The sequence below is a fragment of the Allobosea sp. MMO-172 genome (genome assembly GCF_037147855.1).
Classification (GTDB): Bacteria; Pseudomonadota; Alphaproteobacteria; order Rhizobiales; family Beijerinckiaceae; genus Allobosea.
The window spans coordinates 174,341-199,221 of sequence record NZ_JBBCUM010000010.1 but is presented as its reverse complement, the minus strand read 5'-3'; the positions used below and the strand labels follow the sequence as shown (position 1 = coordinate 199,221).

The following is a 24,881-nucleotide window of genomic DNA, read 5'->3' as shown; positions in this document are numbered from 1 at the left end:
CTGGCAGAACCATGCTGCGCTTCATCTTCACCCGGCTGAGCCTGGTCGTACCGACCTTCATCGGCATCACGCTGCTGGCGTTCTTCCTCGTCCGCCTCGTCCCCGGCGACCCGATCGAGACCATGGCCGGCGAACGCGGCATCGACGCCGCCCGCCACGCCCAGCTCCTGACCGAATACGGCCTCGACCGGCCGCTGCTCGTCCAGTACGGCAAATATATCGAGCGCGTCGTGCAGGGCGATCTCGGCAAGTCGATCGTCACCCGCGACAGCGTGCTGTCCGAATTCGGCCAGCTCTTCCCGGCGACGATCGAGCTCGCGCTCTGCGCCATCATCATCGCGCTGCTCGTCGGGCTTCCCGCCGGCATCATCGCCGCGGTGAAGCGCAACTCGATCTTCGACCATGGCGTGATGGGCATCTCGCTCACCGGCTATTCGATGCCGATCTTCTGGTGGGGCCTCCTGCTGATCCTGCTGTTCTCGGTGCAGCTCGGCATCACGCCGGTCTCCGGCCGCATCGCGGTGCAGTACTTCATCGAGCCGGTCACCGGCTTCCTGACCATCGACAGCCTGCTCGCCGGCGATATCGATGCGTTCTGGTCCGCCTTGTCGCATCTCGTGCTGCCGGCGATCGTGCTCGGCACCGTGCCGCTCGCGGTCATCGCCCGCATGACCCGCTCGGCGATGCTGGAAGTGCTGGGCGAGGACTACATCCGCACCGCTCGCGCCAAGGGCATGGCACCGATCCGCGTCGTGGCGCTGCACGCCCTGCGCAACGCCCTGATCCCGGTCGTCACCGTCATCGGCCTGCAGGTCGGCACGCTCTTCACCGGCGCGATCCTGACCGAGACGATCTTCTCCTGGCCCGGCGTCGGGAAATGGCTGATCGAGGCGATCAGCCGGCGCGACTATCCCGTGCTTCAGGGCGGCACGCTGCTGCTCGGCGTCGTGGTGATGAGCGTCAACCTCTTCGTCGACCTGCTCTACGGCCTGATCAACCCGCGCATCAGGCACGCGAAATGACCCGCCGCTTTTCCTTTCGCTCCCATCGGAGCCTCGCCGCATGAGCACCGAATCCCTGCAAGTCCCGGCCGCCGTGCCGGGCATCGCCCCGCCCCACCCGCTGCGCGAGTTCTGGACCTATTTCAGCGCCAACCGCGGCGCCGTGGCCGGGCTCGTCGTTATCGTGCTGGTGCTGCTCTGCGCGCTGTTCGCCCCGTGGATCGCGCCGCATGACCCGAACCTGACCAATAACGCGGTCTTCCTGAAGCCGCCGTTCTGGCAGGCCGGCGGCTCGCTTTCCTATCCGCTCGGCACGGACGCGATCGGCCGCGACATCCTCTCGCGGCTACTCTACGGCGCCCGGCTATCGCTCGTCATCGGCATCGCGGTCGTCGCGCTCGCCATCGTCGTCGGCATCGTGCTCGGCCTCGTCGCCGGTTACTTCAAGGGCATCACCGATATCGCGATCATGCGCCTGATGGACATTCTGATGACGATGCCGAGCCTGCTGCTCGCCATCGTCATCGTGGCCATCCTCGGCCCCGGCCTGATGAACGCGATGCTGGCCGTCGCCGTCGTCGTGCTGCCGCATTACGTCCGCATCACCCGCGCCGCCGTCATCGCCGAGGCAAGCAAGGACTATGTCGTCGCCGCCCAGGTCTCGGGAGCGCAGACGGTGCGGCTGATGTTCTCCGAGATCCTGCCGAACTGCGCCGCGCCGCTGATCGTGCAGGCGACGCTCGGCGTCTCCACCGCGATCCTCGACGCCGCCGCGCTCGGCTTCCTCGGCCTCGGCGCCCAGCCGCCGACACCGGAATGGGGCACGATGCTCGCCGATGCGCGCGAATTCGTGCTGCGCGCCTGGTGGGTCGTGACCTTCCCGGGCCTCGCCATCCTCATCACCGTGCTCGCCTTCAACCTTCTCGGTGACGGCCTGCGCGATGCGCTCGACCCCAAGCTGAAGCGCTGATCCCATGCCCCTGCTCGAAATCGAAAATCTCAGCGTCGAATTCCCGACCTCCCAGGGAACCTTGCGCGCCGTCGACCGCATCGACCTCACCCTCGACGAGGGCGAGGTGCTCGGCGTCGTCGGCGAATCCGGCTCCGGTAAGTCCGTCACCATGCTCGCGCTGATGGGCCTCGTCGGCTATCCCGGCCGCGTCCGCGCCGACAAGCTGCGCTTCGACGGCCGCGACCTCCTGACCATGTCCGCCCGCGAGCGCCGCCAGCTCACCGGCAAGGACGTGGCGATGATATTCCAGGAGCCGAGCACCAGCCTGAACCCCTGCTTCACCATCGGCTTCCAGCTCGCCGAGACGCTGCGGAAGCATGAGGGCATGGACAGCAAGGCGGCCAAGCGCCGCGCCATCGAACTGCTGGAGCAGGTCGGCATCCCCGCACCTGAAAGCCGCCTCAAGGCCTATCCGCACCAGCTTTCGGGCGGCATGAACCAGCGCGTGATGATCGCGATGGCGATCGCCTGCAATCCGCGCCTGCTGATCGCCGACGAGCCGACGACGGCGCTCGACGTCACCATCCAGGCGCAGATCCTCGAACTGCTGATGACGCTGCAGCGCGAGCACAACATGGCGCTGGTCCTGATCACCCACAACATGGGCGTCGTGGCCGAGACGGCGCAGCGCATCCTGGTGATGTATGCCGGGCAGATCATGGAGGAACGCAAGGTCGACGCGCTGTTCTCCAACCCGCAGCATCCCTATTCCGCCGCGCTGCTCTCGGCCCTGCCCGAGCGCAGCGAGCATGCGACACGGCTCGCCACCATCCCCGGCATGGTGCCGGGCCTGAACGACCGGCCGAAGGGCTGCCTGTTCTCACCGCGCTGCGCCTATGCGACCGAGCATTCCCGCAACGTTCAGCCGGACCTGCGCAACTGGATGGATGGGCGCGTGCGCTGCCACTACCCGCTCGGCGATGCGAACCGAGATGCCGAGCGTGCCCGCGACGAAGCCGGCCAGGCGAAGGAGGCCGTGCGATGAGCAATCCGGTCATCGAAGCGCGCGAGCTGACGCAGATCTATCCGGTCAAGCAGGGGCTCTTCAAACCGCCGGCGCAGTTGCAGGCGGTGAACAAGGTTTCCTTCGCGGTCGAGGCCGGCCGCACGCTCGCCGTCGTCGGCGAGTCCGGCTGCGGAAAGTCGACGCTGGCCCGCATGGCGACGCTGATCGAGAAGCCGACCGCGGGCGCGCTGACGCTCGACGGGCTCGATGCCGTCTCGCCGCCGGCAAGCGAACGCAAGCGCCTGCGCCGCACGGTGCAGTTCGTGTTCCAGAACCCCTATGGCTCGCTCAATCCGCGCAAGAAGATCGGGACGATCCTGGAGGAGCCGCTCAAGATCAACACCGACTTCTCCGCCGCCGAGCGCACCGAGAAGGCGCGGGCGATGATGGCCAAGGTCGGCCTGCGCCCCGAGCACTACGCCCGCTATCCGCACATGTTCTCGGGCGGCCAGCGCCAGCGCATCGCGATCGCCCGCGCGCTGATCCTCTCGCCCAAGGTCGTGGTGGCGGACGAGCCGGTCTCGGCGCTCGACATCTCGATCCAGGCGCAGGTGCTGAACCTGCTGGCCGATCTGCAGGACGAGCTGAAGCTCGCCTATCTCTTCATCTCGCACGACCTCAGCGTGGTCCGGCACATCGCCCATGACGTCATGGTGATGTATCTCGGCAATGCGATCGAGCACGGGCCGAAGGAGCGCATCTACGCAAGGCCGCTGCACCCCTATACGCAGGCGCTGCTCGCCTCGACTCCGCGGGTCGACGCCGGCAAGCGCGAGCGCATCATCCTGCGCGGCGAACTGCCCTCCCCGTTGAACCCGCCCAAGGGCTGCGTGTTCTCGACCCGCTGCCCGCATGTCACCGATCGTTGCCGGGCCGAACGCCCGGAAAAGCGCGAGATCGACGGCCGCAAGGTCGCCTGCCACTACGCCGAGGATTTTCTCGCCAAGGCTGCGTGATCGGCAGCTACTGGCAGCCCGGACCGGCTCGAGCATGACGCCAGCCGAGCGCCTCTTATGCGCTCATCTGCCGTTGGGTTCGCGCTCTTTCGTATCGCCGAATTCATGAATCCACGGAGTTCATTTGCTCCAGATCAATGCAACGAGGTAGGCCCCAGATAATTTTCGAGATGAACTGGACCGATTCGCCTCTGTTGAGGCAGACTGTGTTTCCGGTTCTCTGCGACTGGGGAGCGAAATGCGTACCGAAACTGAGGCGATCAACCGCCATATTGGAGATCGGCTGCGCATCCTTCGCAAGAAGCGTGGCCTGAGCCAGGCCGACCTCGGCGCCGTCCTCGACGTCTCGTTCCAGCAGATGGGCAATTACGAGAAGGGCAAGGACCGTATCAGCGCCGGAGCGCTGTTCCTGCTAGCTCGCTTTCTGGAGACGAGCCCGGCCGCGTTCTTCGAGGGCCTCGCTCCGGCCGAGGCCGGATTTGCCGAGGATGCGGCGGACTATGGGACGGCCGGCGAAAGGCCGCCGCAATCCAGCAAGCTCGATGCCGCCTTCGGACGCATCCGCTCGCAGCGCGACCGGGCCCTTGCGGTCGCGATCGTGGAGACGATCGCGGGCCGCGACGACGGAGCAGCCTGACCAGCAATATCGGTCAGCTTTCCGCATGTTCTGCGAAGCAACCCAGGCGACCGGGTGAAACGGATCAGCCCGGACTCCTGGATTGCTTCATCGCCCACTCCCCGCAGCGGCGGCTTGCGCGGAGGGTCGATCCCACGCCGAACGTTCTATCCACGCCCCTCGCTCAACTCGCTCCGAATCGAGATAGCGATATCCGGCCGGTCGGTCGTGAAAGCGCTCACGCCATCGGCATAGGCCTTGCGGATCGCCGGCTCGTCATGGGCGCCGTAATAGCCGAGCGTCACGGCCTCGCTCCGGCACAGCGCGCCATCGCCATCCCGGGCCTGCGCGATGCGGATTGCGATCTCCGGCACGCCGGCCAAGCGCGCCTTGCGGCAGAGGCCAGAGAGATCGCGCGCCGAGGGCGCCAGCAGCTTGTCGGCGATCAGCCAGATCGTCGGCGTCGCCGGCGCGAGCCGCAGAAGCTCCTCCAGCGTCGGCAGGTCGAAGGAGGTGAAGGTCGTGCGCTCCAGCAGGCGCCGTTCCTGCAACCCCGCCACGACCTGCGCCTCGATCCCCGGATAGCGTTCGCCACCTTGCCGCGTCTTGAGCTCGATGCGCAGCCTGATGCCGCTCGGCTCGAGGATGTCGAGAACTTCGTCGAAGCTCGGGATGGTCTCGCCATCGGCCCCGATCAGTTCCACGGCCTGAAGCGCGGCCCAGTCCATGTCGCCCACCGCGCCTTCGCCTGACGCCGTCCGGCCAAGCACGGAATCATGGTGGACGACCAGAACGCCGTCGCGGCTGCGATGGATGTCGAACTCGATGAAATCCACCGGCAGGACCGCGGAATTGCGGAAGGCGATGCGGCTGTTCTCGGGCCAGATTCTGGCGCCGCCGCGATGCGAGGCGATGTCCGTCATATCTCTGTAACCATGCGGAGCGATGCCTGTGTATGCAACATAAGTTGCCGTATGGCGAGTCTGCAATTTAACTTGCAGAACGCCGCAAGGCTCCGCTACGCTGGCGGGCATGGAAGAAACGATGAACCTGACGGAGATCATCGCGGCGCGACGGGAGGAGCTGACCGAGTCGGATCGCCGGCTGGTCGAGGTTCTCCTGGCCAACCGCACGGCGGGCAGCTTCCTGCCGTCGCACAAGGTCGCCGAACAGGCGGGCGTGCACGCCTCGACCGCCGGGCGCCTCGCCCGCAAGCTGGGTTTCGCCTCCTATCGCGAGATGCGCGGCGCCCTGCAGGATACGGTCGTCGCCGATCTCGACGCCTCGGTCCGGGTGCGGCGCCGGCTCGACCGGGTGCGCGGTGATTCCCTGCTCGGCTCCGTCATCGAGGGCGAAATCCGCGCGCTCGGCGCGCTCGTGAGCCAGATTTCGGATGCCGAGATCATCGCTGCGGCCGACATGCTGCGGCAGGCCGGGCGCATCCTCGTCGCCGGCGAAGGTCATGCCAGCAGCCTCGCCGACCTGTTCGTGCGGCGCCTCGTCCGATCCGGCTATCGCGCCACGGCGATCGCCCATGCCGACTGGCAGGCGGCCGACCAGTTGCTCGGCCTTGCCGTCGGCGATGTCGTGATCGCGCTGATCTTCCGCCACGAAAGCCCGGCGATGACGCGCATCGTCGCCTGCGCCCGCGAGATCGGAGCGAAGACGCTCCTGATCACCGACCGGCGTACCGGCGTCCCGGCCTGCGACATGCAGCTCGTCGCCGCGCGCGGCGAGCAGGGCGAATTCCATTCGCTGACCGTGCCGATGGCGATCTGCAACACGCTGATCCTGGAACTGTCACGCACCGATGACGGCCGCTCGCTGGAAACACTGGCGAAGGTCGAGACCCTGCAACGCCTGTTTCGCGGCAAGCCCGGATAGGGCCGCCGCGACGACGCGCGACGGAACACCGAACGATTCCTGTCCGATGGGAGGATGACATGACCAATTCGACCACACGCAAGGCGCCGTTCGGCGCAATGCTCGGCGCCGGCCTCGCCATCGCAGCCGGCTCCGGCGCCATAGCGCAGGAGCGCCCTGCGCTGACCGTCGCCGTCAACGAGCTGGCGCGCTCGCTCGACCCCGGCGAGCACACCGGCAATGTCGATACCCGCATCTACTACTCGATCTTCGACACGCTGATCCGACGCGACTTCGCCAAGCCGAAGGCCGATGGCGGCGCCAATCTCGTGCCCGGCCTCGCCGAAAGCTGGTCCTGGACCACGCCGACCACCTTCGACCTGAAGCTGCGCCGCGGCGTCGTCTGCCATGACGGCAGCCCGTTCGACGCCAATGACGTGCTGGCGACCTTCTCGCCGGACCGCCTCTGGGGGCCGAAAGCCTATTACCCCGAAGGTCGCGTCTATTTCGGCAATTTCACCAATGTCGAGAAGCTCGACGACTTCACCGTGCGGATCACGGTGGCGCAGCATGACCCGATCATGGAGCACCGCCTGTCGAGCTACATGTCCTTCGTGCTTTGCGACGAGCCGTGGAACGCCTTCCGCAAGGAGGGCGTCGACTCCAAGGTCTGGATGGATCAGGCCGCCAAGGCGCTGCGCTGGAAGCCCGTCGGCACCGGCCCCTACAGCTTCGTCGACTACCAGAAAAACGACCGGGTCACGCTCGCCGCGTTCGACCGCTATTTCGGCGGCCAGCCTGCGGCGAAGACCATCACCTTCCGCTCGGTGCCCGAGGTCGCGGCGCGCGTCGCCGGGCTCGTCGCGGGTGATTTCGACATCGCCGTCGAATTGCCGCCGGACCAGTGGGACGGCCTGAAGCGCTACAAGGACGTTTCGGTGAAGACCGAGCCGCTGGAGAACAGCCACGTCCTCCAGTTCAACACCAACGACCCCGTCCTCTCCGACAAGAAGCTGCGCCATGCGATGAGCCTGTCGATCGACCGCAAGGCGCTGATCGACGCGCTCTGGAAGGGCCAGACCTATACGCCGAACGGCCATCAATTGCCGAGCTTCGGGCCGATCTACGTCAAGGAGAACAAGGGCTACGCCTATGATCCGGCGCTCGCCAAGAAGCTGCTCGCAGAGAGCAGCTACAAGGGCCAGGAGATCTCCTACCGGCTGATCCCGAACTATTACCTCTACAATGTCGAGGCGGCCCAGGTGATCCAGGAGATGTGGCGCGCCGTCGGCATCAATGCCCGCATCGACTTCGTCGACAGCTTCAAGGAGGTGCGCAAGCCGGGTGCCCAGGTCTTCGCCTGGTCGAACACCTATCGCGTGCCCGATCCCTCCGGCGCGATCCTGACCCTCTGGGGCCCGGACAGCGAGAACCAGAAGAGCTGGAAGCTCTATGGCGCGAGCCCGGCCTTCAACGACGCCGCCAAGGAACTGACCGCCGAGACGGACGAGGCCAAGCGCCGCGCCGCCTTCGCCGGGCTGCTCACGGCCTTCGAGGACGATATGCCGATGACGATGCTCTATAACCCCGTCACCGGCTATGGCGTGAAGAAGGGCATCAACTGGACGCCCTACAGCCAGTACTACATGGACTTCCGCCCCTCGAACTTCTCGCTGGCCGCGAAGTGACGGGGAGCGGGCGCAGGACCGGCACCGACGGGAGCGGCGATGCGCTGCTCTCCGTCGAGGGCCTGACCGTCGGCTTCCGCACCGCCAGGGGCTATGCCGACATCCTGCACGCGGTCTCCTTCGCGGTGCGGCCGGGCACGACGACCTGCATCGTTGGTGAGAGCGGCAGCGGCAAGAGCGTCTCCTGCCAGGCGGTGCTCGGCCTGCTGCCCGCGAACGGGCGCCGGACGGCCGGTCGCATCCTGTTCGAAGGGCGCGACCTTGCCGCCGCCAGCGAGGCGGAGCTGGAAACCATCCGCGGCCGCGGCATCGGCATGGTGTTCCAGGACCCGCTCGGCTCGCTCAATCCGCTCCATACGGTGGGAACGCAATTGCGCGAGACCTTGCGCCTGCATACCGCGCTCTCCGAGCCGCAGCGTCAGGCCCGGTCGCTGGAGCTTTTGCGGCTGGTCGGTATCCCCGAGCCGGAGCAGCGCCTCGCTTCCTACGTCCACCAGTTCTCCGGCGGCATGGCGCAGCGCGTGATGATCGCGATGGCGCTGGCCTGCGAGCCGCGCCTGCTGATCGCCGACGAGCCGACCACCGCGCTCGACGTGACCATCCAGGCGCAGATCCTCGACCTCCTGAACCAGCTCAAGGCCGAGCTCGGCATGGCGATCCTGTTCGTCACCCATGATCTCGGCGTCGTCGCCGAGATGGCCGACGATGTCGTGGTGATGCGCCATGGCCGCGTCGTCGAAGCCGGCCCGGCCGAGCGCCTGCTGAACACGCCGGAAGCGCCCTATACGCGCGAGCTTCTCGCCGCGATGCCGCGCCTCGACGTCGCCGCGCCGGTCTATCGCGAACGGGCCGCGTCATGAGCGCCGCGACCGAACCCCTGCTGCGTGTCTCCGCCCTGCGCCGGCATTTCGGCGGCGGGCGCTCCTTGCTGCGGACGCAGCGGACGATCCGCGCCGTCGAGGACGTCTCGCTCACCCTGCGCATCGGCGAGACGCTCGGGCTCGTCGGCGAATCCGGCTGCGGGAAATCCACGACCGGGCGGATGATCGTCGGGCTCGAACGGCCGAGCGGTGGCGAGATCCTGTTCAAGGGCCGCGACCTCACCAGCCTGACGCCGAAGGACTGGCAGCGGCAGCGCCGCGACATTCAGATGATCTTCCAGAATCCGCAATCGGCGCTCGATCCGCGGCTCAGCATCGGTCGTCAGATCCGCGAGCCGCTCGACCTTCACGAGATCGGTGAGCGCAGCGGGCGCGATGCGGAAGTGCTGCGCCTGATGCAGGCGGTGGCCCTGGCGCCGGAGATGGCCGACCGTTTCCCGCACCAGATCAGCGGCGGGCAGGCACAGCGCGTCGTGATCGCACGAGCACTGGCGATGAAACCGAGCCTGATCGTCTGCGACGAGCCGGTCTCGGCGCTCGACGTCTCCGTTCAGGCGACGGTGACGGAGCTGTTGCAGGAGCTGCAGGAGCGCTTCGACATTGCCTATCTCTTCATCTCGCATGACCTGCGCGTGGTGAAGAAGCTCTCGCATCGCATCGCGGTGATGTATCTCGGCCAGATCGTCGAGGAAGGCCCGACCGACCCGCTCTATCGCCAGCCTATGCACCCCTACACGATGGCGCTGCTCGCCGCGATTCCGGACCTTTCGGCCTCGCGCGGGGCCCGACCCGTGCGCCTCACGGGCGACCCGCCCTCGCCGGCCAATCCGCCGGCCGGCTGCCATTTCCACACGCGCTGTCCCCATGCCCGCCCGCGCTGCTCGGCCGAGATGCCGAGCCTGCGCCCGCTCGGCGAGGGCCGCAGCGTCCGCTGCCATTTCGCTGGGGATTTGGGAGTTGCGTCATGACCCGTCCGCTCGTCATCGCCCATCGCGGCCATTCCGCACGCTATCCCGAGAACACGCTGGAGGCCTATCGCGCCGCCATCGCATCGGGAGCCGATCTCGTCGAGACCGATGCGCGGCTCAGCGCCGACGGCGTTGTCATCGCCTCGCATGATCCCGATCTCCTCCGCGTCGCCGGGCGCGATGCCGCGATCGCTGAGACGTCTCATGAAGACCTCAAGGCCATCGCCCGCTCCGGCGGGGTGCAGCTCACGACGCTGGCCGAGGCGCTCGCTGCGATCTGCCCGCATCGCCAGGCGCTGATCGACATCAAGACGAAAGACCTCGCGATCATCGACGCGGTGCTCGCCGTGATCCGGGAGCTCGGCATGCTCGACCGGGTCTGGGTCGGCGCGCGCGAGGTGCTTCAGGTCGCGCATGCCACGCTCACGGTGCCGGGCATCCGGGTCCTCGCCTTCCTGCCCGACAAGGCCAACCCGGATCATTATGCCGCCGCGGGCGCGAGCGCCTTCCGCATCTGGGAAGGCAATCTGGACGGCCCGGTGGCCGCGCGCCTGCTCGGGCGCCTGCCGGTCTGGGTCACGGCTGGCGGCAACGGCACCGGCCGCATCGTCGGCGATGTCGATGGCGACGGTCTCCACGCGATCCTCGCCCATGCGCCGCAGGCCGTTCTGCTCAACGATCCCGACCTGCTGACGGGCTTCCAGAGCCGCAAGGCGTCATGATGCCCGGCCGGCTGTTCCTGACGAAGCTCGCGCGCGGCCTGCTGACCGTGTGGCTGATCGTGACGCTGACCTTCGTCGCGCTCAATCTCTCGGGCGACCCGATCGAGGCGCTGGTCGGCGACCAGGCCCCGGCCGAGGTCATCGCGCATTACCGCGAGAAATTCGGGCTCGACCGGCCGCTCTGGCAGCAATACGTCTCCTATGTCGCCGGCATCGCTCAAGGCGATTTCGGGCTGTCGCTCTCGGATCAGCGGCCGGCGACCGAGCTCATCGCCGCGGCATTGCCGCGCACGCTTCGGCTCGGGCTCACCGCCTTCGTGCTCGGCCTTCTGCTCGGCGTCGGGCTCGGCATCGTCGCGGCGCTCAACCGCAACCGGCCGGTCGACCGCTTTGTGATGAGCTTCGCCGTGCTTGGCTTCAGCCTGCCGAATTTCTTCCTCGGCATCCTGCTGATCCTGCTGTTCTCGCTGCATTGGCGCCTGCTGCCGAGCTCCGGCGACCAGACGATCTGGCACCTCATTCTGCCGGCGATCACGCTGGGCACGCATTTCGCCGGCACCTTCGCCCGCTTCACCCGCTCGGCCATGCTCGAGGTGCTGAACAAGCAATATGTCGTCGCCGCCCGCGCCAAGGGCGTACCGCGACCGCGCCGCGTGCTCTGGCACGCCCTGCCCAATGCCGCGATCCCGATCATCACGATCATCGGCCTCAAGCTCGGCGATCTCGTCGCCGGTTCGATCATCGTCGAGACGGTGTTCGCGGTACCGGGCGTCGGCCGGCTTCTGGTGAATGCGGTGACCTCGCGCGATTTCGCGCTGGTGCAGGCGATCCTCATCATGACCTCGATCACGATGGTGCTCGCCAATCTCGCCGTCGACGCGATCTACGCGCTGATCGACCCGCGCATGCGCGCCGCCCGCTCGGAGAGCTGAGATGGCGCTGACGACCCTCTTCCGCCGCAAGGACGATGCGCCCGTGCGTGCCGAGGCGCGCTATCCCGCCCTCGTGATCGCGGCGCTCGTCCTGCTCGGCCTGATCCTCGTGATCTTCCTCTTCGCCGATTGGCTGGCGCCCTACGACTATCGCACGCAGTCGCTATTGAAGCGCCTGAAGCCGCCGAGCTTCCTCGGCGGGATGCCCGAGCACCTGCTGGGGACCGACGAACTCGGGCGCGATGTCCTCAGCCGCCTGATCTACGCGATCCGCTTCAGCGTTCTCGTCGCGCTCGGCGGCACGCTGATCGGCGCCTTGATCGGCACCACGCTCGGCTTCATCGCAGCCCATTTCCGCGGGCTGGCCGAAGAGGCGATCATGATGCTGGCCGATGTGCAGGCCTCCTTGCCCTTCATGATGATCGCGCTGGCGCTGATCGCCCTGTTCGGCGGCGGCTTCTTCCTCTTCGTCGCGATCATGGGCTTCTATGGCTGGGAGGTCTTCGCGCGATTGACGCGCGGCGTCGTCATCGCCGCCAATACGCAAGGCTATGCGACGGCCGTAACGGCGCTCGGCGCGCCGGCCCGCCATGTCTATCTCCGGCATGTGCTGCCGAATATCCTGAGCGTGCTGATCGTCCAGTTCACGCTGAACTTCCCGCAGGTGATCCTGCTGGAGACCTCGCTCAGCTTCCTCGGCCTCGGCATCCGCCCGCCCCTGACCAGCCTCGGCCAGATGCTGGGCGCCGGCCGCGCCTATCTGACCAGCGCCTGGTGGATCGCGGTGCTGCCCGGTCTGGCGATCTTCCTGACGACGATGTCGATCTCGATCGTCGGCGACTGGATCCGCGACCGGCTCGACCCGACGCTGCAATCGCGCTGACCGGTTCCCGTCAGGACAGGTCGGTCCGGCCAAGGGCGCGTCGCGCCGCCGTTCGCAGCGCGCGCTGGTCGTGATAGCCGACCGCCCTGACGATCTGGTGCTGCGCCACGCCGTCGCTCGCCATCGTCATGGCCCTGAGCACGCGCAGACGCGCGCGCCAGTCGCCGAAGCTCATGCCCGTCTCCGCCCGGAAGCCGCGCGTCAGCGTGCGCCGGCTCGCGCCCGCACGCTCGGCCCAGCCGTCGAGATCGGTGTCCAGCGCGGGGTCCTTCAGCAGCGCATCGCAGATCCGCCGCAGGCGCGGGTCGCGCGGCAGGGGCAATGTCAGCGCCGTTTCCGGCGCCCGCGCGATCTCGTCGAGGATCAGCGCGGCGAGATGGCCGCCGCGCCCGGCCTCGTCATAAAGCAGCGGCTCGGCCGAGAGCGCCTCCAGCGTCGAGGCCAGCAAGGCCGAAACCTCCAGCACGCGACATCCCGCCGGCAGGACGCCGACCGCCTCGGGCGCGATATAGGCCGAGCACATCGAGACCGCGCCATGCATCCTGACCTCATGGGAGAGCCGCGGCGGTATCCAGAGCGCGTGCCGGGCCGGCAGCACCCAGGTGCCGTCCTCCGCCCGCACCAGCGTCAAGCCAGCCGTCGCGTAGAGCAATTGCGCGCGCGGGTGGCTGTGCCAGCCCGTGCTCGCGCCGGCCTCGTAGCTCTTCGGCATCACGGCAACCGCGCGTGGCACCGTCTGATAGGCCTCGCTTTCGCTGCGCATCGCCCATTCTCTTTGGCCCGATCATGTCGAATAACGACCCGACAGGCTTAACGGGTCAAGCTAGGATTTCGCATCATCGCTACGAGATCACCCATGAGTCCCGAGACGCTGTCCAAGCGCACCCTGCTTTTCGTCAACGCGGCCCATGCGCTCGATCACTTCGTGCTGCTGATCTACCCGACGGCGGTGATCGCCATCGCGGCGCAGACGAACCTCAGCTATGCCGAGCTCATCGGTCTCGCCACCGGCGCCTTCGTCGCCTTCGGCCTGTGCTCCCTGCCGATGGGCTGGCTCTCCGACCGGTTTGGCCGGCGCAACATGCTAGCGGTCTTCTTCATCGGCTACGGCGTGTCCTGCCTTGGCGTCGCCAGCGCGGACCGCCCTGCCGCCTTCGCCGGCTGGCTGCTCGTGCTCGGCGTGGCGTCGGCGATCTATCACCCGGTAGGCTCGACCATGCTGGTCAGCCATGCCCGCCAGCTCGGCCGCGATCTCGGCGTCAACGCCGTCTGGGGCAATCTCGGCGCGGCCTCCGCCGCCGGCGTCACCGCGCTGATCGCCGCGAATTTCGGCTGGCGCTTCGCCTTCATCCTGCCCGGCGTCGTCTGCCTCGTGCTCGGCGCGGCCTTCATCGCGCTCGTGCCCGGCGACGGGAACCCCTCTGCAAACCGTTCCGGCAAGGCAGAGCTCATTCCGGTCAGCCGGCCGGTCGCGCTGCTCGTCGTCTTCGCCGTCGCCATCATCGCCGGCGGCATGACCTTCAACATCACTACGATCGCGCTGCCCAAGGTCATCGACGAGCGGCTGGGTCTCGACCTGCCATTGGCGCTCATCGGCTCGCTGGCGACGCTGGTCTTCGTCTTCGGCGCCGCCACGCAATGGCTGATGGGCCGGTTGGTCGACCGCTATACGCTGCCGGCCCTGTTCGTCGGGCTCGCGCTGTTCCAGCCGTTGGGCCTCGCGCTCGCGGCGACGACCTCGGGCGTGCCGCTCCTGATCGGCCTCGTCATGACCATGGCCGCGATCTATGGGCAGGTCGTCGTCAACGATGCGATGGTCGCCCGCTACGTGCCGGCGCAGCACCGCGCCAAGGCCTTCAGCGTGCGCTATTTCCTCGGCTTCACGGTCAGTGGCTTCGTCGTGCCGATGCTGGCAGTCCTGCACGCCCAAGGCGGGTTCGGGCTGGTGCTGGCCGGCGCCACCGCCTTCGGCCTGATCGTCTGGTGCGCCTCGCTGGCGTTCTTCTTCCTGGCGCAGGCCGCACCTGCGGCTAGTCCAGTGCCAGCCGAACAATAGGCCTCGCCAACAGCCCTTCAGCCTGCGCGGACGCGCTCCCATTCCGCGAGGGCGAGCAGGAGGTGATACAGCACCCGCACCGGAATCACGGCCTGTGCGGGTGTTCCATCCTTCGCGAGCTGGTTGAACCAGAGGCCCGTTTCGGGCGCGACGAACCAGCGAAACAGGCTGGCGAGATGCCTGTCGAGACGCACGGCCGCGTCCGCATCACCAAGACACTCGATCCGGGCGAGGAAGGCCTTGATCGCCTCGGTCTGGGGCCAGAGCAGCTTGGTCGCGGCCGTGACATTGCCCGAGCGATCGAAGGCGTCGAACGCGGCGAGCGGGCCTGCCGGGCCATCGTCGATCCCATGCCGGATCGCGAAGCCATAGAGCCTCTCCGCCAGGTCGCGCGCCTGCGTATCTCCTGTCAGGCGCCAGTGATGCAGCAGCAGCCAGGTCCATTCGAAATGATGGCCGGGCTCGCAGACCGTGCCGGCCACGCCGGGAGCAGGGTGCCAGTCATCGGTGAAATACTCGCCGAGCGTGCCGGCCTCGGCATCGACCAGATGCTCGCGCGCGAGCCGGACGATCGCATCGGCATGGTCGAGCCAGCGTTGCCCGCCGGTCGCTTCGGCGAGCGCATGGAACGCTTCCAGCAGGTGCATATGCGGGTTCTGCCGGCGCGGCAGCGTGCCCAGCGTATCCTCGGCGAAGCCGCCCTGCGGATGCGCCATCTCGCCTTCGATGAAGCCGATCACCTCGCCTGCGATCGCAAGCGCCTGCTCGTCCCGCGTCGCACGATAGTACCAGGCCATGGCGAAGAGCACGAAGGCGAGATCGTAGAGATCGGTGCGGGCATCGACCGGCGTGCCGTCCTCGCGGACGGAATGCAGGAAGCGCCCCTGCCCGCCTTCCCGGCAGGCATCGCGCAGGAAGGTGAAGCCATGGCGGGCAGCGGCGAGCGCCTCCCCTTTCGGATCGAGCAGATGGGCATGGCTGAAGACATAGGTCAGCCGGGCGGTGACCAGCGTCGTTTTCACGGGGCCGGGCTCGCGATCCGGATCGGCCGGATCGAACATCTCGACGAAGCCGGCGCGGCCGGGCCAGACAGCGCGATCGATCCAGGCCGGGATCAGGGTTTCCCTGAGCCATGCCTTCGATGGCAAGCCGGCGGCGGCTTCCACGGCTTCTTCACGCGTCATCGAACGTCATCCCCGGTGAGGAAACCAAGCGCGAAGCGAGGTTCAGAGGAACCACACCATCGCGAACACATCGGATCGATAACGGCTGGCCGGCCGGGCGCCAAGACAAGTGGTTCCGCTTATGTCGCGCCCCGGCCGACGACTTCGCGCATGGCGATGTAGCTGTGGTATTCCGCGACATTCGGATCGTCGTGGAAGACCTCGCGCGTGAAAGCGGCATAGGCCGCCATGCTCTCGACCTGCAGGTGCAGCACGAAATCGGCGCCGCCGGTCACATAGGACGCATGCTTCACTTCGGGGCGGGCCTGGAGCTTGCGGGCGAAATCGCCATAGGTCCGCGAGCCCTGGATGATCGAGACGGTGACATGCACCGTCACCGGCACGCCCATCACCTCCGGGCTGACGATCGAGACATCCGCGGTGATGACCTTTTCCGCGCGCAGCCGCCGCAATCGCCGCAGCACCGCGCTCTGCGACAGGCCCACGCGCTCGGCGAGCACACGCGCCGGCGTCTGGTTGTCGGCCTGCATCTCTCGCAGCAGGGCGTAATCGAACTTGTCGAGGTCGACCGTTTTAGCCACTTGATACCTTATGATCGGCGAAATTCGTCACCTGATAGCAAAAATGGGCGACAATCGCCAAGCGCTTGCCGGCATGATCCTGCTCGAATGCCGACCCCCTCGGCAGTGACGAATCCGGGAAGCAGCTGATGACCTCGACGAAATGGACGAAGCGAAGCCTTGCCGCGCAGGCCATGGGCAAGATCGACCCGACCACCAAGGGCGTGGTGCCGCCGATCCATATCTCGACGACCTATATCCGCGACGAGGATAACGGCTACTCGACCGGCTTCATCTATGGCCGGCCGGACAACGAGACGGTGCATGAGGCGCAGGCCGTGCTCGCCATGCTGGAGGAAGCACAGGCCGGTGCGCTGCTGTTCGGCTCCGGCATGGCGGCGGCCACCGCCGTGTTCCAGGCGCTCTCGCCCGGCGACCATGTCGTCGCCTCCAAGGTGATGTACTGGGCACTCAGGGCCTGGCTGCTCAACGAGGCGACGCGCTGGGGCATCAAGGTCGATTTCGTCGAGACCGACGACCTCGCCGCGCTGAAGGCCGCCGTGAAGCCGGGCACGACCAAGCTCGTCTGGATCGAGACGCCGTCGAACCCGCTCTGGACGATCACGGATATCGCGGCAGCGGCCGAGATCGCGCACAAGGCCGGCGCCAAGCTCGCGGTCGATTCGACCTGCGCCTCGCCGGTGCATACCCGCCCGCTGACGCTCGGCGCCGATATCGTCATGCATGCCGCGACGAAGGTGCTGAACGGCCATTCCGATGTCGTGGCCGGCGCGCTCTGCGCCCGCGAGGACGATGCGTTCTGGAACCGGATCAAGACGGTCCGCAAGGGCCAGGGCGGCATCCTCGGCCCGTTCGAGGCCTATCTGCTGATGCGCGGCATGCGCACGCTCCACGTCCGGCAGGAGCGTCAGGCAGCCTCCGCGATGGCGCTGGCGCAGCGGCTCTCGGCGCACCCGCTGGTGGCGCGCGTGCTCTATCCCGGCCTGCCGCAGCATCCCGGCCACGATATCGCGGCCCGGCAGATGGAGAACGGCTTCGGCTTCATGCTCTCGGTGCAGGTGACCGGCGGCGAGGCGGCAGCCGTTGCCACGGCCGCTCATGTCGAACTCTACAAGCGCGCCACCTCGCTCGGCGGCGTCGAGAGCCTGATCGAGCACCGCGCCTCGATCGAGGGCGCCGGCTCGCCCTGCCCGACCGATCTGCTGCGCCTGTCGACCGGCATCGAGGATATCGATGACCTCTATGCCGATCTCGACCAGGCCCTGAAGGCCGGGCACCGCGCGTAAGGCGCCATGCCATGACCGCGACAGGCTCCGCTTCCGTGCCGGCCAGTCAGGCGGTCGGCAAGGCCCTGCTGCTGGCCACGGCCTTCGGCTGGGGCCTCAACTGGACGGTGTTGAAATTCGTCCTGCAGGACTGGCCGCCGCTCTTCGCCCGGGGGACGGCCGGCCTCATCGGCGCGCTCTGCCTCGCTCTGCTGGCGATCGCTCGCGGCGACAGCCTGGCCGTGCCACGGGAAGCGCGGGCGCCTCTCCTGCTTGCGGCAGCGATCAACGTCTTCGCCTGGATGGGCTTCACCGCGCTCGCGCTGAACTGGCTCAAGGTCTCGGAAGGCGCGCTGATCGCCTATTCGATGCCGATCTGGGCCATGATGATGGCCTGGCCTCTTCTCGGCGCGCGCCCGACCCGGCGCAGCCTGGTGGCGCTGGGCCTGAGCATCACCGGCATGGTCATCCTGATGGGCGGCCCTGATTTCACGGCGGCGAAGCTTCCCGGTGTGCTCTTCGCCTTCGCGGCGGCCGTGCTGTTCGCGCTCGGCACGGTCACGGCGAAAAAGCCTCTCGCCATGCCGGGTCCGGCCGTCGCTGCCTGGCAGGTCGCCCTCGGCTGCCTGCCGATGGTGGCACTCGGGCTCATGCTGGAGCGGCCCAACATCACCGCGCTCTCGTCCCCGGGCGCGCTCGGGCTGGCCTATATGGCCGTCGGCCCGATGGCGCTGTGCTATCTCACCTGGTTCGGTGCGCTCAGGCGGCTGCCGACCGCGGTTGCCGCGACCAGCATGCTGATCGTCCCGGTCGTGGGAACGATCACGGCCGTGCCCTTGCTCGGCGAAACGCTTGGGCTGCGGGAGATGGTCGCGATCGCGCTGACCATCGGCGGCGTCGCTCTGGCCTTGCGACGCGATCCGCCGCGTCGCCCGGCCTGAGATGTGTCGGGCAGCGTTGGAGAGACAAGTGCCCGTGCGACAAGCACGGACACATTCCATCTCCCCAAGCGATAGATACGAGAAATATCGAACCCCGGAAAACGTCAACCGAATTCAAATATACTTATTTTCCGCCAAGTATTGATTGCCACTCGGGCGCCATCGAATGTCGCGAGCAAATTCAACGCTCCACGACAACAGATGGAATCCCGCCATGCCCGATCTGATCGTAAGATCGTCACCGCTCGACGCGAAGGCGGAGGCCCTGCTCGAAGGTCTCATCGCCGAATATGACGGCCGCTACGGGTTCAACAGCCGGCCGGGCGGAGCACGCTCGGAAATCCTGCGCTATCCGGCGGAAGCTTTCGCGCCGCCGCTCGGGGATTTCCTGCTGCTACGGCGCGGCAACGAGACGATCGCCGGTGGCGCCTTCATGAGCCATGACGACGAGACCGCCGAGTTGAAGCGCATCTGGACGCGTGACGACCTGCGCCGTCAGGGGCTGGCGCGGCGCATCGTGCTCGCACTGGAGGAAGCGGCGGCCGATCTCGGCTATACCCGCGCCTATCTGACCACCGGCTTCCGGCAGCCCGAGGCGACATCGCTTTACCTGTCGCTCGGCTACCGGCCGCTTTTCGACGTGACCGCCGATCCGTCGCTCTATCGCTCACTACCCTTCGAGAAGCATATCGGCGCGAAGGCCGGCATCGCCGCCAGCACGCCCGCCTATCCACCGGCCGCCTCGCTGGAGGAAGCGACCGCCCGCGTCGGTCTGGTCAAGGCCGCGCAGGAGGCCAGGATCGCGGCAAGGCTGTCCGCCCATCGTGCAGCCGCGGCCTGAGCCCCGGCGCCGATTTCGGACGTTCCGCAACGTCATTTTCTTGAACGAAGGTCGTACAACTCCTTCCTTCTCCGGATCGCCCAAACAAAAAAATCCTGTTCGGCTTCCGCAAGCCGGCGCGTGGCGAAATCATGGCAAAGCTTTCAATCCCAAGGAGATCGCGCCATGTCCGCCCTGTCCCTGCTGCGCCGGAGCGCCGTTACGCTCGCAGCGACCCTGCTGCTGGGCGGTGCCGCGCTCGCCAACTCCGGCCCGCTCGTCACCACCGACTGGCTGGAGAAGAACCTGAGCGATCCGAAGGTGCGGATCGTCGAGGTCAGCGTCGAGCCCGGCCTCTATGAGCGCGGTCATATCCCCGGCGCGCAGAACGTCGTCTGGCACACCGATCTCGTCGATACGGTCGAGCGCGACATTGCCAAGCCGGAGAAATTCCAGGCGCTCGCCCGCAAGCTCGGCCTCGACAAGGACGTCACCATCGTCCTCTACGGCGACAGCAACAACTGGTTCGCCGCCTGGGGCGCCTGGGTGTTCGACATCTACGGCCTGCGCGACAACGTGAAGCTGCTCGATGGCGGCCGCAAGAAATGGGAGCTGGAGAAGCGCCCGGTCTCGACCAATCCGCTGGCGGCCAAGGCTTCCGCCTTCACGGCGGCCGAACCCAATCGCAAGCTGCGCGCCCGGCTCGCCGACGTCGTCGCCACCGTCGAGAAGAAGTCCGACGCACGCGTGCTCGATATCCGCTCGGCCGACGAGTTCTCCGGCAAGATCATCGCCCCGGCCGGCTTCCAGGAACTGGCGCTGCGCGCCGGCCATATCCCCGGTTCCGTCAACGTGCCCTGGGCCCAGGCGGTCAACCAGGCCGACGGCACGCTGAAATCCCCGGAGGAACTGAAGAAGCTCTACGCCAATGTCGGCATCGATGGCTCCAAGCCGGTGATCACGACCTGCCGCATCGGCGAGCGCTCCAGCCACACCTGGTTCATCCTGTCGCGCGTGCTCGGCTATCAGGTCGCGAATTATGACGGCTCCTGGACCGAGTACGGCAACACCGTTGGCCTGCCGATCAGCAACCCGGCCGGCACGATCTGGGGCGGCAAGTAAGCTGCCCCGGCACCGATGAGCATCTCCGACGAAAGCGGCGCGCTGGATTACCAGCGCGCCCGTGAAGCGGCCATGGCGGCTCCGGCTGCCGTGGCTGATCCCGTTTCGGGACCATCCCTGGGCACCCTGATCGCGCTCGGCCTAGCCGCCCTCCTCGCCCTGGCGATCATCGGCATCGGCCGCCATGGCGACCCGGCGCCGCAGCTGCAATTATCGCTGATCCTCGGCGCCGCCTTCGGCTTCGTGATCCAGCGCTCGCGCTTCTGCTTCCTCTGCATCTGGCGCGACTGGCTGGACCGGCGCGATCCGCGCGGCCTGCTCGGCATCGTCACGGCGCTCGCGGTGGGCATCACCGGCTATACTCTGATCTTCGGCGCCTGGCTGCCGGACCCGTCAGGCACGCGCCTGCCGCCGACCGCCCATATCGGGCCAGTGAGCCTCGCGCTCGTGCTTGCCGGCCTCGCCTTCGGGGTCGGGATGGCGCTTTCGGGCTCCTGCCTCAGCGCCCATCTCTACCGTCTCGGCGAGGGCTCGCCGACCGCGCCCTTCGCCCTCATTGGGGCCGTCGGTGGTTTCATCCTCGGCTTCCAGAGCTGGAACGGTCTCTATCTCTGGACGATCGCGGGAGCGCCGGTGCCGTGGCTGCCACGCCATCTCGGATATGGCGGCGCGCTGATCGTGTCCCTCGCCGTTCTGGCCGCACTGGCCTGGTTCCTCCTGCGCAGGGGAGACCTTCCCGCGCAACTGGCCCCGTCGCGCGATCCGCTCGCCAGCATCTTCCGGCAGCGCTGGCCGGCTTGGCTCGGTGGACTGTTCGTCGGCCTGATCGGGGTTGCCGCCTATCTACGCTTGTCCCCGCTCGGGGTGACCGCCGAGATCGGCTCGCGCTCGCGCCAGCTCGCCGGTGCCTTCGATCTCCTGCCGTCGCGGCTCGAAGGCCTCGACAGCTTCCGTGGCTGCGCCACGGTGATCCGCGACGCCCTGCTGACGCCGAACGGGCTCTTCATCGCCGGCCTGGTCGCCGCCGCGCTGATCGCGGCGCTAGCTGCGGGCGAATTCAGGCCGCGCTGGCCAACCGCCGGTCAGGCGCTGCGTGGCCTTGCCCGCGGTGTCCTGCTCGGCTGGGGCACCGTCATCGGCCTCGGCTGCACCGTCGGCACGCTGCTCTCTGGCATCTCGGCCGGCGCGGTCTCGGGCTGGGTCTTCGCGGCAGCGCTCGGCCTCGGCGCCACCATCACGCTCAAGCTTGGGCGGCGGGCCGGATTGCCCCTATAGTCCGCAACAGCACAGCGGGAGCAGGCCCCGCCTGTACGAGGCGGGGCGAGAAACCCGGCATCGCCCAGCTCAGAAGCTGACCCTGAACTGTGCCGTCCCGCCAAGGCGATTGCCGTTCCCGGAGAGCTCGCCGTCGAGATTGAGGCCGAGCGTGATGCGCTCGCTCAGCCGGGCGCTGATGCCGGCGGAGACCAGCGCGCTGTTGCGGCTGGCCTCGGCGCCCGTCGCGCCGAAAACCGCTCCCGGCAGGCCGACGAAGCTCGCCGCCAGTTCGGCGTCGCGCTGGAAGTAATGGGCCCAGGCCGCCCGGACATAGCCGGTGACCGGCATCTGGCCGAAGACGCCGTCCGCATCGAGCTGCAGGCCGAGTTCGCCGCGCGAGGTCGTCTCGCTGTGCTTCGCGACGACGAGCGCGCCGGCATTGGCACCGGCCCAGTTGGTCTCGACGACCGCCGGACTGCGGGTATGGGTCGCCTGCAGTGCAGCGAGCGGCGAGAGGCTGATCCCGTTCAGCGAGAAGGCTGTCGCGCTCGCCTGCAGGCGCCCACTCCAGGCCGTGCTCGTATAGGACGAGGCCAGGCTCGAGCCGAGAACCGGGACGCCGCGGCTGGCGTCGTTGTCGAGCCAGGCATAGCTCGTTGCCGCGCCGAGCTTGATCGCGCCGATCTGGGTCGTACCATAGAGGCCGGCCTGGAAGACATTGGCATCGACCTTGCCGATGAAGCCCGGCAGCGCGGCGCGGGACTTGCCGCCGGAAACGGCGAGGCCGGCGACCGTGCCCGGCATCAACCGCATGTCGATGCCGGTGGCGAGATGGGTGTCGTCGATGGTCCGCCGTGACGAGCCGACCGCCACGTCGCCATCCGTGCGGCCATGGGAACCGAAGGCCGAACCCCAGACCGAATAGACCGGCGCGTCGAGCCGCGACGGAGCGGCCGGTGCATCGGCACCCTTGCGCACCAGGCCGGAGAAGGCGGCGGCTCCCGGACCGGGCGCGCCCATGCCGAGCCGGCCTGCCGCCATCGGGTCGAGCATCGCGCGCAGGAACTGGTCGGCAGCGACGTTGGCCATGGCCGGGGCAGCGGTATGGACCTCGCCCGAGAGCTGGTTGAGCGCGGCCGGAATCGCGGCAGCCGGCTGGTTGTAGATCTGGAACAGGGAGGACGGATCGCCGCCCGCGGCCACGGCCTGATCGATCCCGGCGGCGATGGCCAGGCCGTTGCGCGTGGAGCCCGCCAGCGGCGCCAGCGGCCGCGGCGCCAGCGCGAGCAGAACCGCCGTCGGGGTATAGGTCACCGACGTGCCCACAGCCGCACCGAAGTTCGGAACGACGGTATTGAACGTGCCGGAGACGCCGCCCGGCGCCGAGAGCAGCGTATAGGGTGTCGTGAAGCGGGAGGCGCCGCCCAGTGAGACCAGCTGCAGCGTGCCGGCCAGGCTCGCGGAGCCCGTGACATTGATCCGGTCGGCGACGGGGCCTTCGACCTCGGCGATATAGGTCGTGCCGACACCGAGCGTCAGGTTGCCGCTGACCGTCAGGGTCCCCGGCGAATTGCCCGGCGAGATCACGCCGTTCATCGTCAGGGACGAGACCGTTCCGGAGCCACCGAGCGTCCCGTGCTCACCGACCTCCACCGAAGAGGCGGTGATCGCGCCGTCGACGATCAGCGTGCCGCCGCGGACCTCGGTCGCTCCGGTATAGGTATTGATGCCGCGCAGGATCGTGGTGCCGCTCTCGGTGATCAGATCGCCCTTGCCCGAGATGGCGGCATTGACGACATAATTGTCCGACGTGTGGTTGAAGAACAGCGTTCCGTTCCCCAACCCGAAGCGGATCGAGCCGGCTTCGATGAAACCGGGAGCCTGCGCCGGGGCGCCTGCCGCCGCGCCGATGTTGACCGTGCTGGACGAGGTGCCGCGGTTGGCGATGATGATCTGCCCCGCGCCACCGTTGACGCGCACGGTGCCGCCATTGTCGAGGGTCGCAGTACCGTCACCCTCATGACCCACCATCAGGTAGGTCGAGCCCTGCCAGAGCGAATTGGCCCCCGTGACCCGCAGCTCGCCCGGGGAATTGTCGTAATAGCCGATGATGCCTGACTGCGCCTGGCTGACAGCACCGCCCGAGATCGTTGCGCTGCCGCGCCCGCGATTTCCGACGATGAAGCTGCCGCCGGAGACGAGGCGTGAGCCGGCACCGTCGAGCGTTAGGCTGCCGATGGAGGTAGTTTCCCGACCGACATAGACCGCACCGGCCGCCGTCACCTGGCCACCGTTGGAAATGCCGAGCGTGCCGTTACCCTGGGCACCGACTGAAAGGGCAGCGCGTATGTTCCAGGCGCTGCCACTGCCATCGACCGTCGCGGTGCCGCGCGAACCGGCATTCTGGCCAAGCGTCACCCCCTTGTCGTCGGCGCGGGCGCCCGCGAGGATCGCGAGGCTGCCGTCGCCGCCATTGCCGATGATATGGGTGTTGCCCGTGTAAAACGAGGTTCCCGCGCCCGATATTGTCATCGTGCCGGTGCTGCCGGCAAAGACAGCCGACATGACCGTGTCGTTGAAGGTGACGGCGGCCCCTCCCGAGACAGTCAGCGTGCCGCTGCCGTAGCGGCCCAGATCCAGGAAGTTGCCGGTCCATTGCGTGCTCGGCCCGGTCACCTGCATGGAGCCGGCTTCGCCGACGGATTGGCCAAAGGTGGTGGAGTAGGCCGCGAGCGAGCCGCCGTTCGTCAGCGACAGAAGCGGTGTCGAACCTGCTGCGCCGATGCGCAGGATATTCGCGCTGGCCGCGATCCCGTTGATCGACGGGTTGACCGCCCCGGCGGAGCCAATGTTGACAGTCCCGGCCGCGGTCGGAACGGCGCCCGACGACCAATTCGTCGGCGTGCCCCAGTCGGACGTCGTACCCTGCCATGATTGAGCGCAGGCCGGGCTGAGCCCCAATGCCGCAAGACTGGCCGCCGACAGGAGCGCAGCGCGGATCGTTCGCCGGCACATGGCCCTGCATTGCGCGGGCGGCCACGCCCGGTCGGTTACGGATTTCCGCAGCATCTGGAATCAAGGCCCCCCAGCCAAACGATTCACCTCTTAGCGGAAGCTGCCGCTACGG

Annotated in this window: 23 protein-coding genes; 18 read left to right on the top strand and 5 right to left on the bottom strand. The window is 67.7% G+C overall.

Annotation, left to right across the window (positions count from 1 at the left end; all coding sequences use genetic code 11):
* Positions 1–11: 11 nt before the first annotated feature.
* The 5 genes from WFK61_RS16580 (at position 12) to WFK61_RS16560 (ending at position 4,612) form a co-directional block, all read left to right on the top strand.
* Positions 12–1,022 carry an ABC transporter permease subunit gene (locus WFK61_RS16580; protein WP_257734634.1) on the top strand — a complete coding sequence of 337 codons (1,011 nt, stop codon included), beginning with the start codon at positions 12–14 and terminating at the stop codon, positions 1,020–1,022.
* Positions 1,023–1,062: 40 nt separating this feature from the next.
* A complete protein-coding gene (locus WFK61_RS16575; RefSeq protein ID WP_336813188.1) occupies positions 1,063–1,971 on the top strand; it encodes an ABC transporter permease subunit in 909 nt (302 codons plus the stop codon).
* A 4-nt stretch (positions 1,972–1,975) separates the two neighbouring features.
* Positions 1,976–2,998 (top strand): ABC transporter ATP-binding protein, encoded by a 1,023-nt coding sequence (locus tag WFK61_RS16570; RefSeq protein WP_336813187.1) that lies wholly within the window; start codon positions 1,976–1,978, stop codon positions 2,996–2,998.
* On the top strand, positions 2,995–3,975 hold the full coding sequence (locus WFK61_RS16565; RefSeq protein ID WP_336813186.1) for a peptide ABC transporter ATP-binding protein: 981 nt from the start codon (positions 2,995–2,997) through the stop codon (positions 3,973–3,975). Before WFK61_RS16570 ends, WFK61_RS16565 begins: the two co-directional genes overlap by 4 nt.
* A gap of 238 nt (positions 3,976–4,213) precedes the next feature.
* Positions 4,214–4,612, top strand: a complete 399-nt coding sequence (locus WFK61_RS16560; protein ID WP_336813185.1) for a helix-turn-helix domain-containing protein — start codon at positions 4,214–4,216, stop codon at positions 4,610–4,612.
* A gap of 146 nt (positions 4,613–4,758) precedes the next feature.
* On the opposite strand, the gene WFK61_RS16555 is transcribed toward WFK61_RS16560, so the two are convergent.
* Positions 4,759–5,514: a glycerophosphodiester phosphodiesterase gene (locus WFK61_RS16555; protein WP_336813184.1), complete on the bottom strand. Its 756-nt coding sequence runs from the start codon at positions 5,512–5,514 to the stop codon at positions 4,759–4,761.
* 121 nt (positions 5,515–5,635) lie between these two features.
* Here WFK61_RS16555 and WFK61_RS16550 point away from each other — a divergent pair, with 121 nt between their 5' ends.
* Genes WFK61_RS16550 through WFK61_RS16520 form a run of 7 tightly spaced genes read left to right on the top strand, consistent with a single transcriptional unit; the run spans position 5,636 to position 12,528 of the window.
* Positions 5,636–6,475, top strand: coding sequence for a MurR/RpiR family transcriptional regulator (locus WFK61_RS16550; protein WP_336813183.1), 840 nt, complete (start codon positions 5,636–5,638; stop codon positions 6,473–6,475).
* A gap of 59 nt (positions 6,476–6,534) precedes the next feature.
* On the top strand, positions 6,535–8,142 hold the full coding sequence (locus WFK61_RS16545) for an ABC transporter substrate-binding protein (protein WP_336813182.1): 1,608 nt from the start codon (positions 6,535–6,537) through the stop codon (positions 8,140–8,142).
* Complete coding sequence (locus WFK61_RS16540) at positions 8,139–9,002, top strand: ABC transporter ATP-binding protein (RefSeq protein ID WP_336813181.1); 864 nt, start codon at positions 8,139–8,141, stop codon at positions 9,000–9,002. Before WFK61_RS16545 ends, WFK61_RS16540 begins: the two co-directional genes overlap by 4 nt.
* Complete coding sequence (locus WFK61_RS16535) at positions 8,999–9,991, top strand: ABC transporter ATP-binding protein (protein WP_336813180.1); 993 nt, start codon at positions 8,999–9,001, stop codon at positions 9,989–9,991. Before WFK61_RS16540 ends, WFK61_RS16535 begins: the two co-directional genes overlap by 4 nt.
* Entirely contained in the window at positions 9,988–10,713 is a 726-nt protein-coding gene (locus WFK61_RS16530; protein WP_336813179.1) for a glycerophosphodiester phosphodiesterase, read from the top strand. The genes WFK61_RS16535 and WFK61_RS16530 overlap by 4 nt, the downstream gene beginning before the upstream one ends.
* Positions 10,710–11,645 (top strand): ABC transporter permease, encoded by a 936-nt coding sequence (locus WFK61_RS16525; RefSeq protein ID WP_336813178.1) that lies wholly within the window; start codon positions 10,710–10,712, stop codon positions 11,643–11,645. The genes WFK61_RS16530 and WFK61_RS16525 overlap by 4 nt, the downstream gene beginning before the upstream one ends.
* A gap of 1 nt (position 11,646) precedes the next feature.
* Positions 11,647–12,528 carry an ABC transporter permease gene (locus WFK61_RS16520; RefSeq protein WP_336813177.1) on the top strand — a complete coding sequence of 294 codons (882 nt, stop codon included), beginning with the start codon at positions 11,647–11,649 and terminating at the stop codon, positions 12,526–12,528.
* 10 nt (positions 12,529–12,538) lie between these two features.
* On the opposite strand, the gene WFK61_RS16515 is transcribed toward WFK61_RS16520, so the two are convergent.
* The gene (locus WFK61_RS16515; RefSeq protein WP_336813176.1) at positions 12,539–13,291 is read right to left on the bottom strand and encodes an AraC family transcriptional regulator; all 753 of its coding nucleotides are present in this window, start codon (positions 13,289–13,291) and stop codon (positions 12,539–12,541) included.
* Between the two features lie 93 nt (positions 13,292–13,384).
* Here WFK61_RS16515 and WFK61_RS16510 point away from each other — a divergent pair, with 93 nt between their 5' ends.
* Positions 13,385–14,584, top strand: a complete 1,200-nt coding sequence (locus WFK61_RS16510) for an MFS transporter (protein ID WP_336813175.1) — start codon at positions 13,385–13,387, stop codon at positions 14,582–14,584.
* A 17-nt stretch (positions 14,585–14,601) separates the two neighbouring features.
* On the opposite strand, the gene WFK61_RS16505 is transcribed toward WFK61_RS16510, so the two are convergent.
* The gene (locus tag WFK61_RS16505) at positions 14,602–15,768 is read right to left on the bottom strand and encodes an AGE family epimerase/isomerase (protein WP_336813174.1); all 1,167 of its coding nucleotides are present in this window, start codon (positions 15,766–15,768) and stop codon (positions 14,602–14,604) included.
* A gap of 119 nt (positions 15,769–15,887) precedes the next feature.
* A complete protein-coding gene (locus WFK61_RS16500) occupies positions 15,888–16,349 on the bottom strand; it encodes an Lrp/AsnC family transcriptional regulator (protein WP_336813173.1) in 462 nt (153 codons plus the stop codon).
* Positions 16,350–16,477: 128 nt separating this feature from the next.
* On the opposite strand from WFK61_RS16500, the gene WFK61_RS16495 reads away from it, so the two are divergent.
* The 5 genes from WFK61_RS16495 to WFK61_RS16475 all read left to right on the top strand — a co-directional run bounded on the left by WFK61_RS16495 (position 16,478) and on the right by WFK61_RS16475 (position 21,772).
* Positions 16,478–17,635 carry a trans-sulfuration enzyme family protein gene (locus WFK61_RS16495; RefSeq protein ID WP_336813172.1) on the top strand — a complete coding sequence of 386 codons (1,158 nt, stop codon included), beginning with the start codon at positions 16,478–16,480 and terminating at the stop codon, positions 17,633–17,635.
* An 11-nt stretch (positions 17,636–17,646) separates the two neighbouring features.
* A complete protein-coding gene (locus WFK61_RS16490) occupies positions 17,647–18,555 on the top strand; it encodes a DMT family transporter (protein ID WP_336813171.1) in 909 nt (302 codons plus the stop codon).
* Between the two features lie 214 nt (positions 18,556–18,769).
* Positions 18,770–19,396 (top strand): GNAT family N-acetyltransferase, encoded by a 627-nt coding sequence (locus tag WFK61_RS16485; protein ID WP_336813170.1) that lies wholly within the window; start codon positions 18,770–18,772, stop codon positions 19,394–19,396.
* A gap of 165 nt (positions 19,397–19,561) precedes the next feature.
* Positions 19,562–20,497 (top strand): sulfurtransferase, encoded by a 936-nt coding sequence (locus tag WFK61_RS16480; RefSeq protein WP_336813169.1) that lies wholly within the window; start codon positions 19,562–19,564, stop codon positions 20,495–20,497.
* 15 nt (positions 20,498–20,512) lie between these two features.
* The gene (locus WFK61_RS16475; protein WP_336813168.1) at positions 20,513–21,772 is read left to right on the top strand and encodes a YeeE/YedE family protein; all 1,260 of its coding nucleotides are present in this window, start codon (positions 20,513–20,515) and stop codon (positions 21,770–21,772) included.
* 69 nt (positions 21,773–21,841) lie between these two features.
* Here the strand turns inward: WFK61_RS16475 and WFK61_RS16470 are convergent, their stop codons facing one another.
* Positions 21,842–24,769 (bottom strand): autotransporter outer membrane beta-barrel domain-containing protein, encoded by a 2,928-nt coding sequence (locus WFK61_RS16470; RefSeq protein WP_336813167.1) that lies wholly within the window; start codon positions 24,767–24,769, stop codon positions 21,842–21,844.
* Between the last annotated feature and the right edge of the window lie 112 nt (positions 24,770–24,881).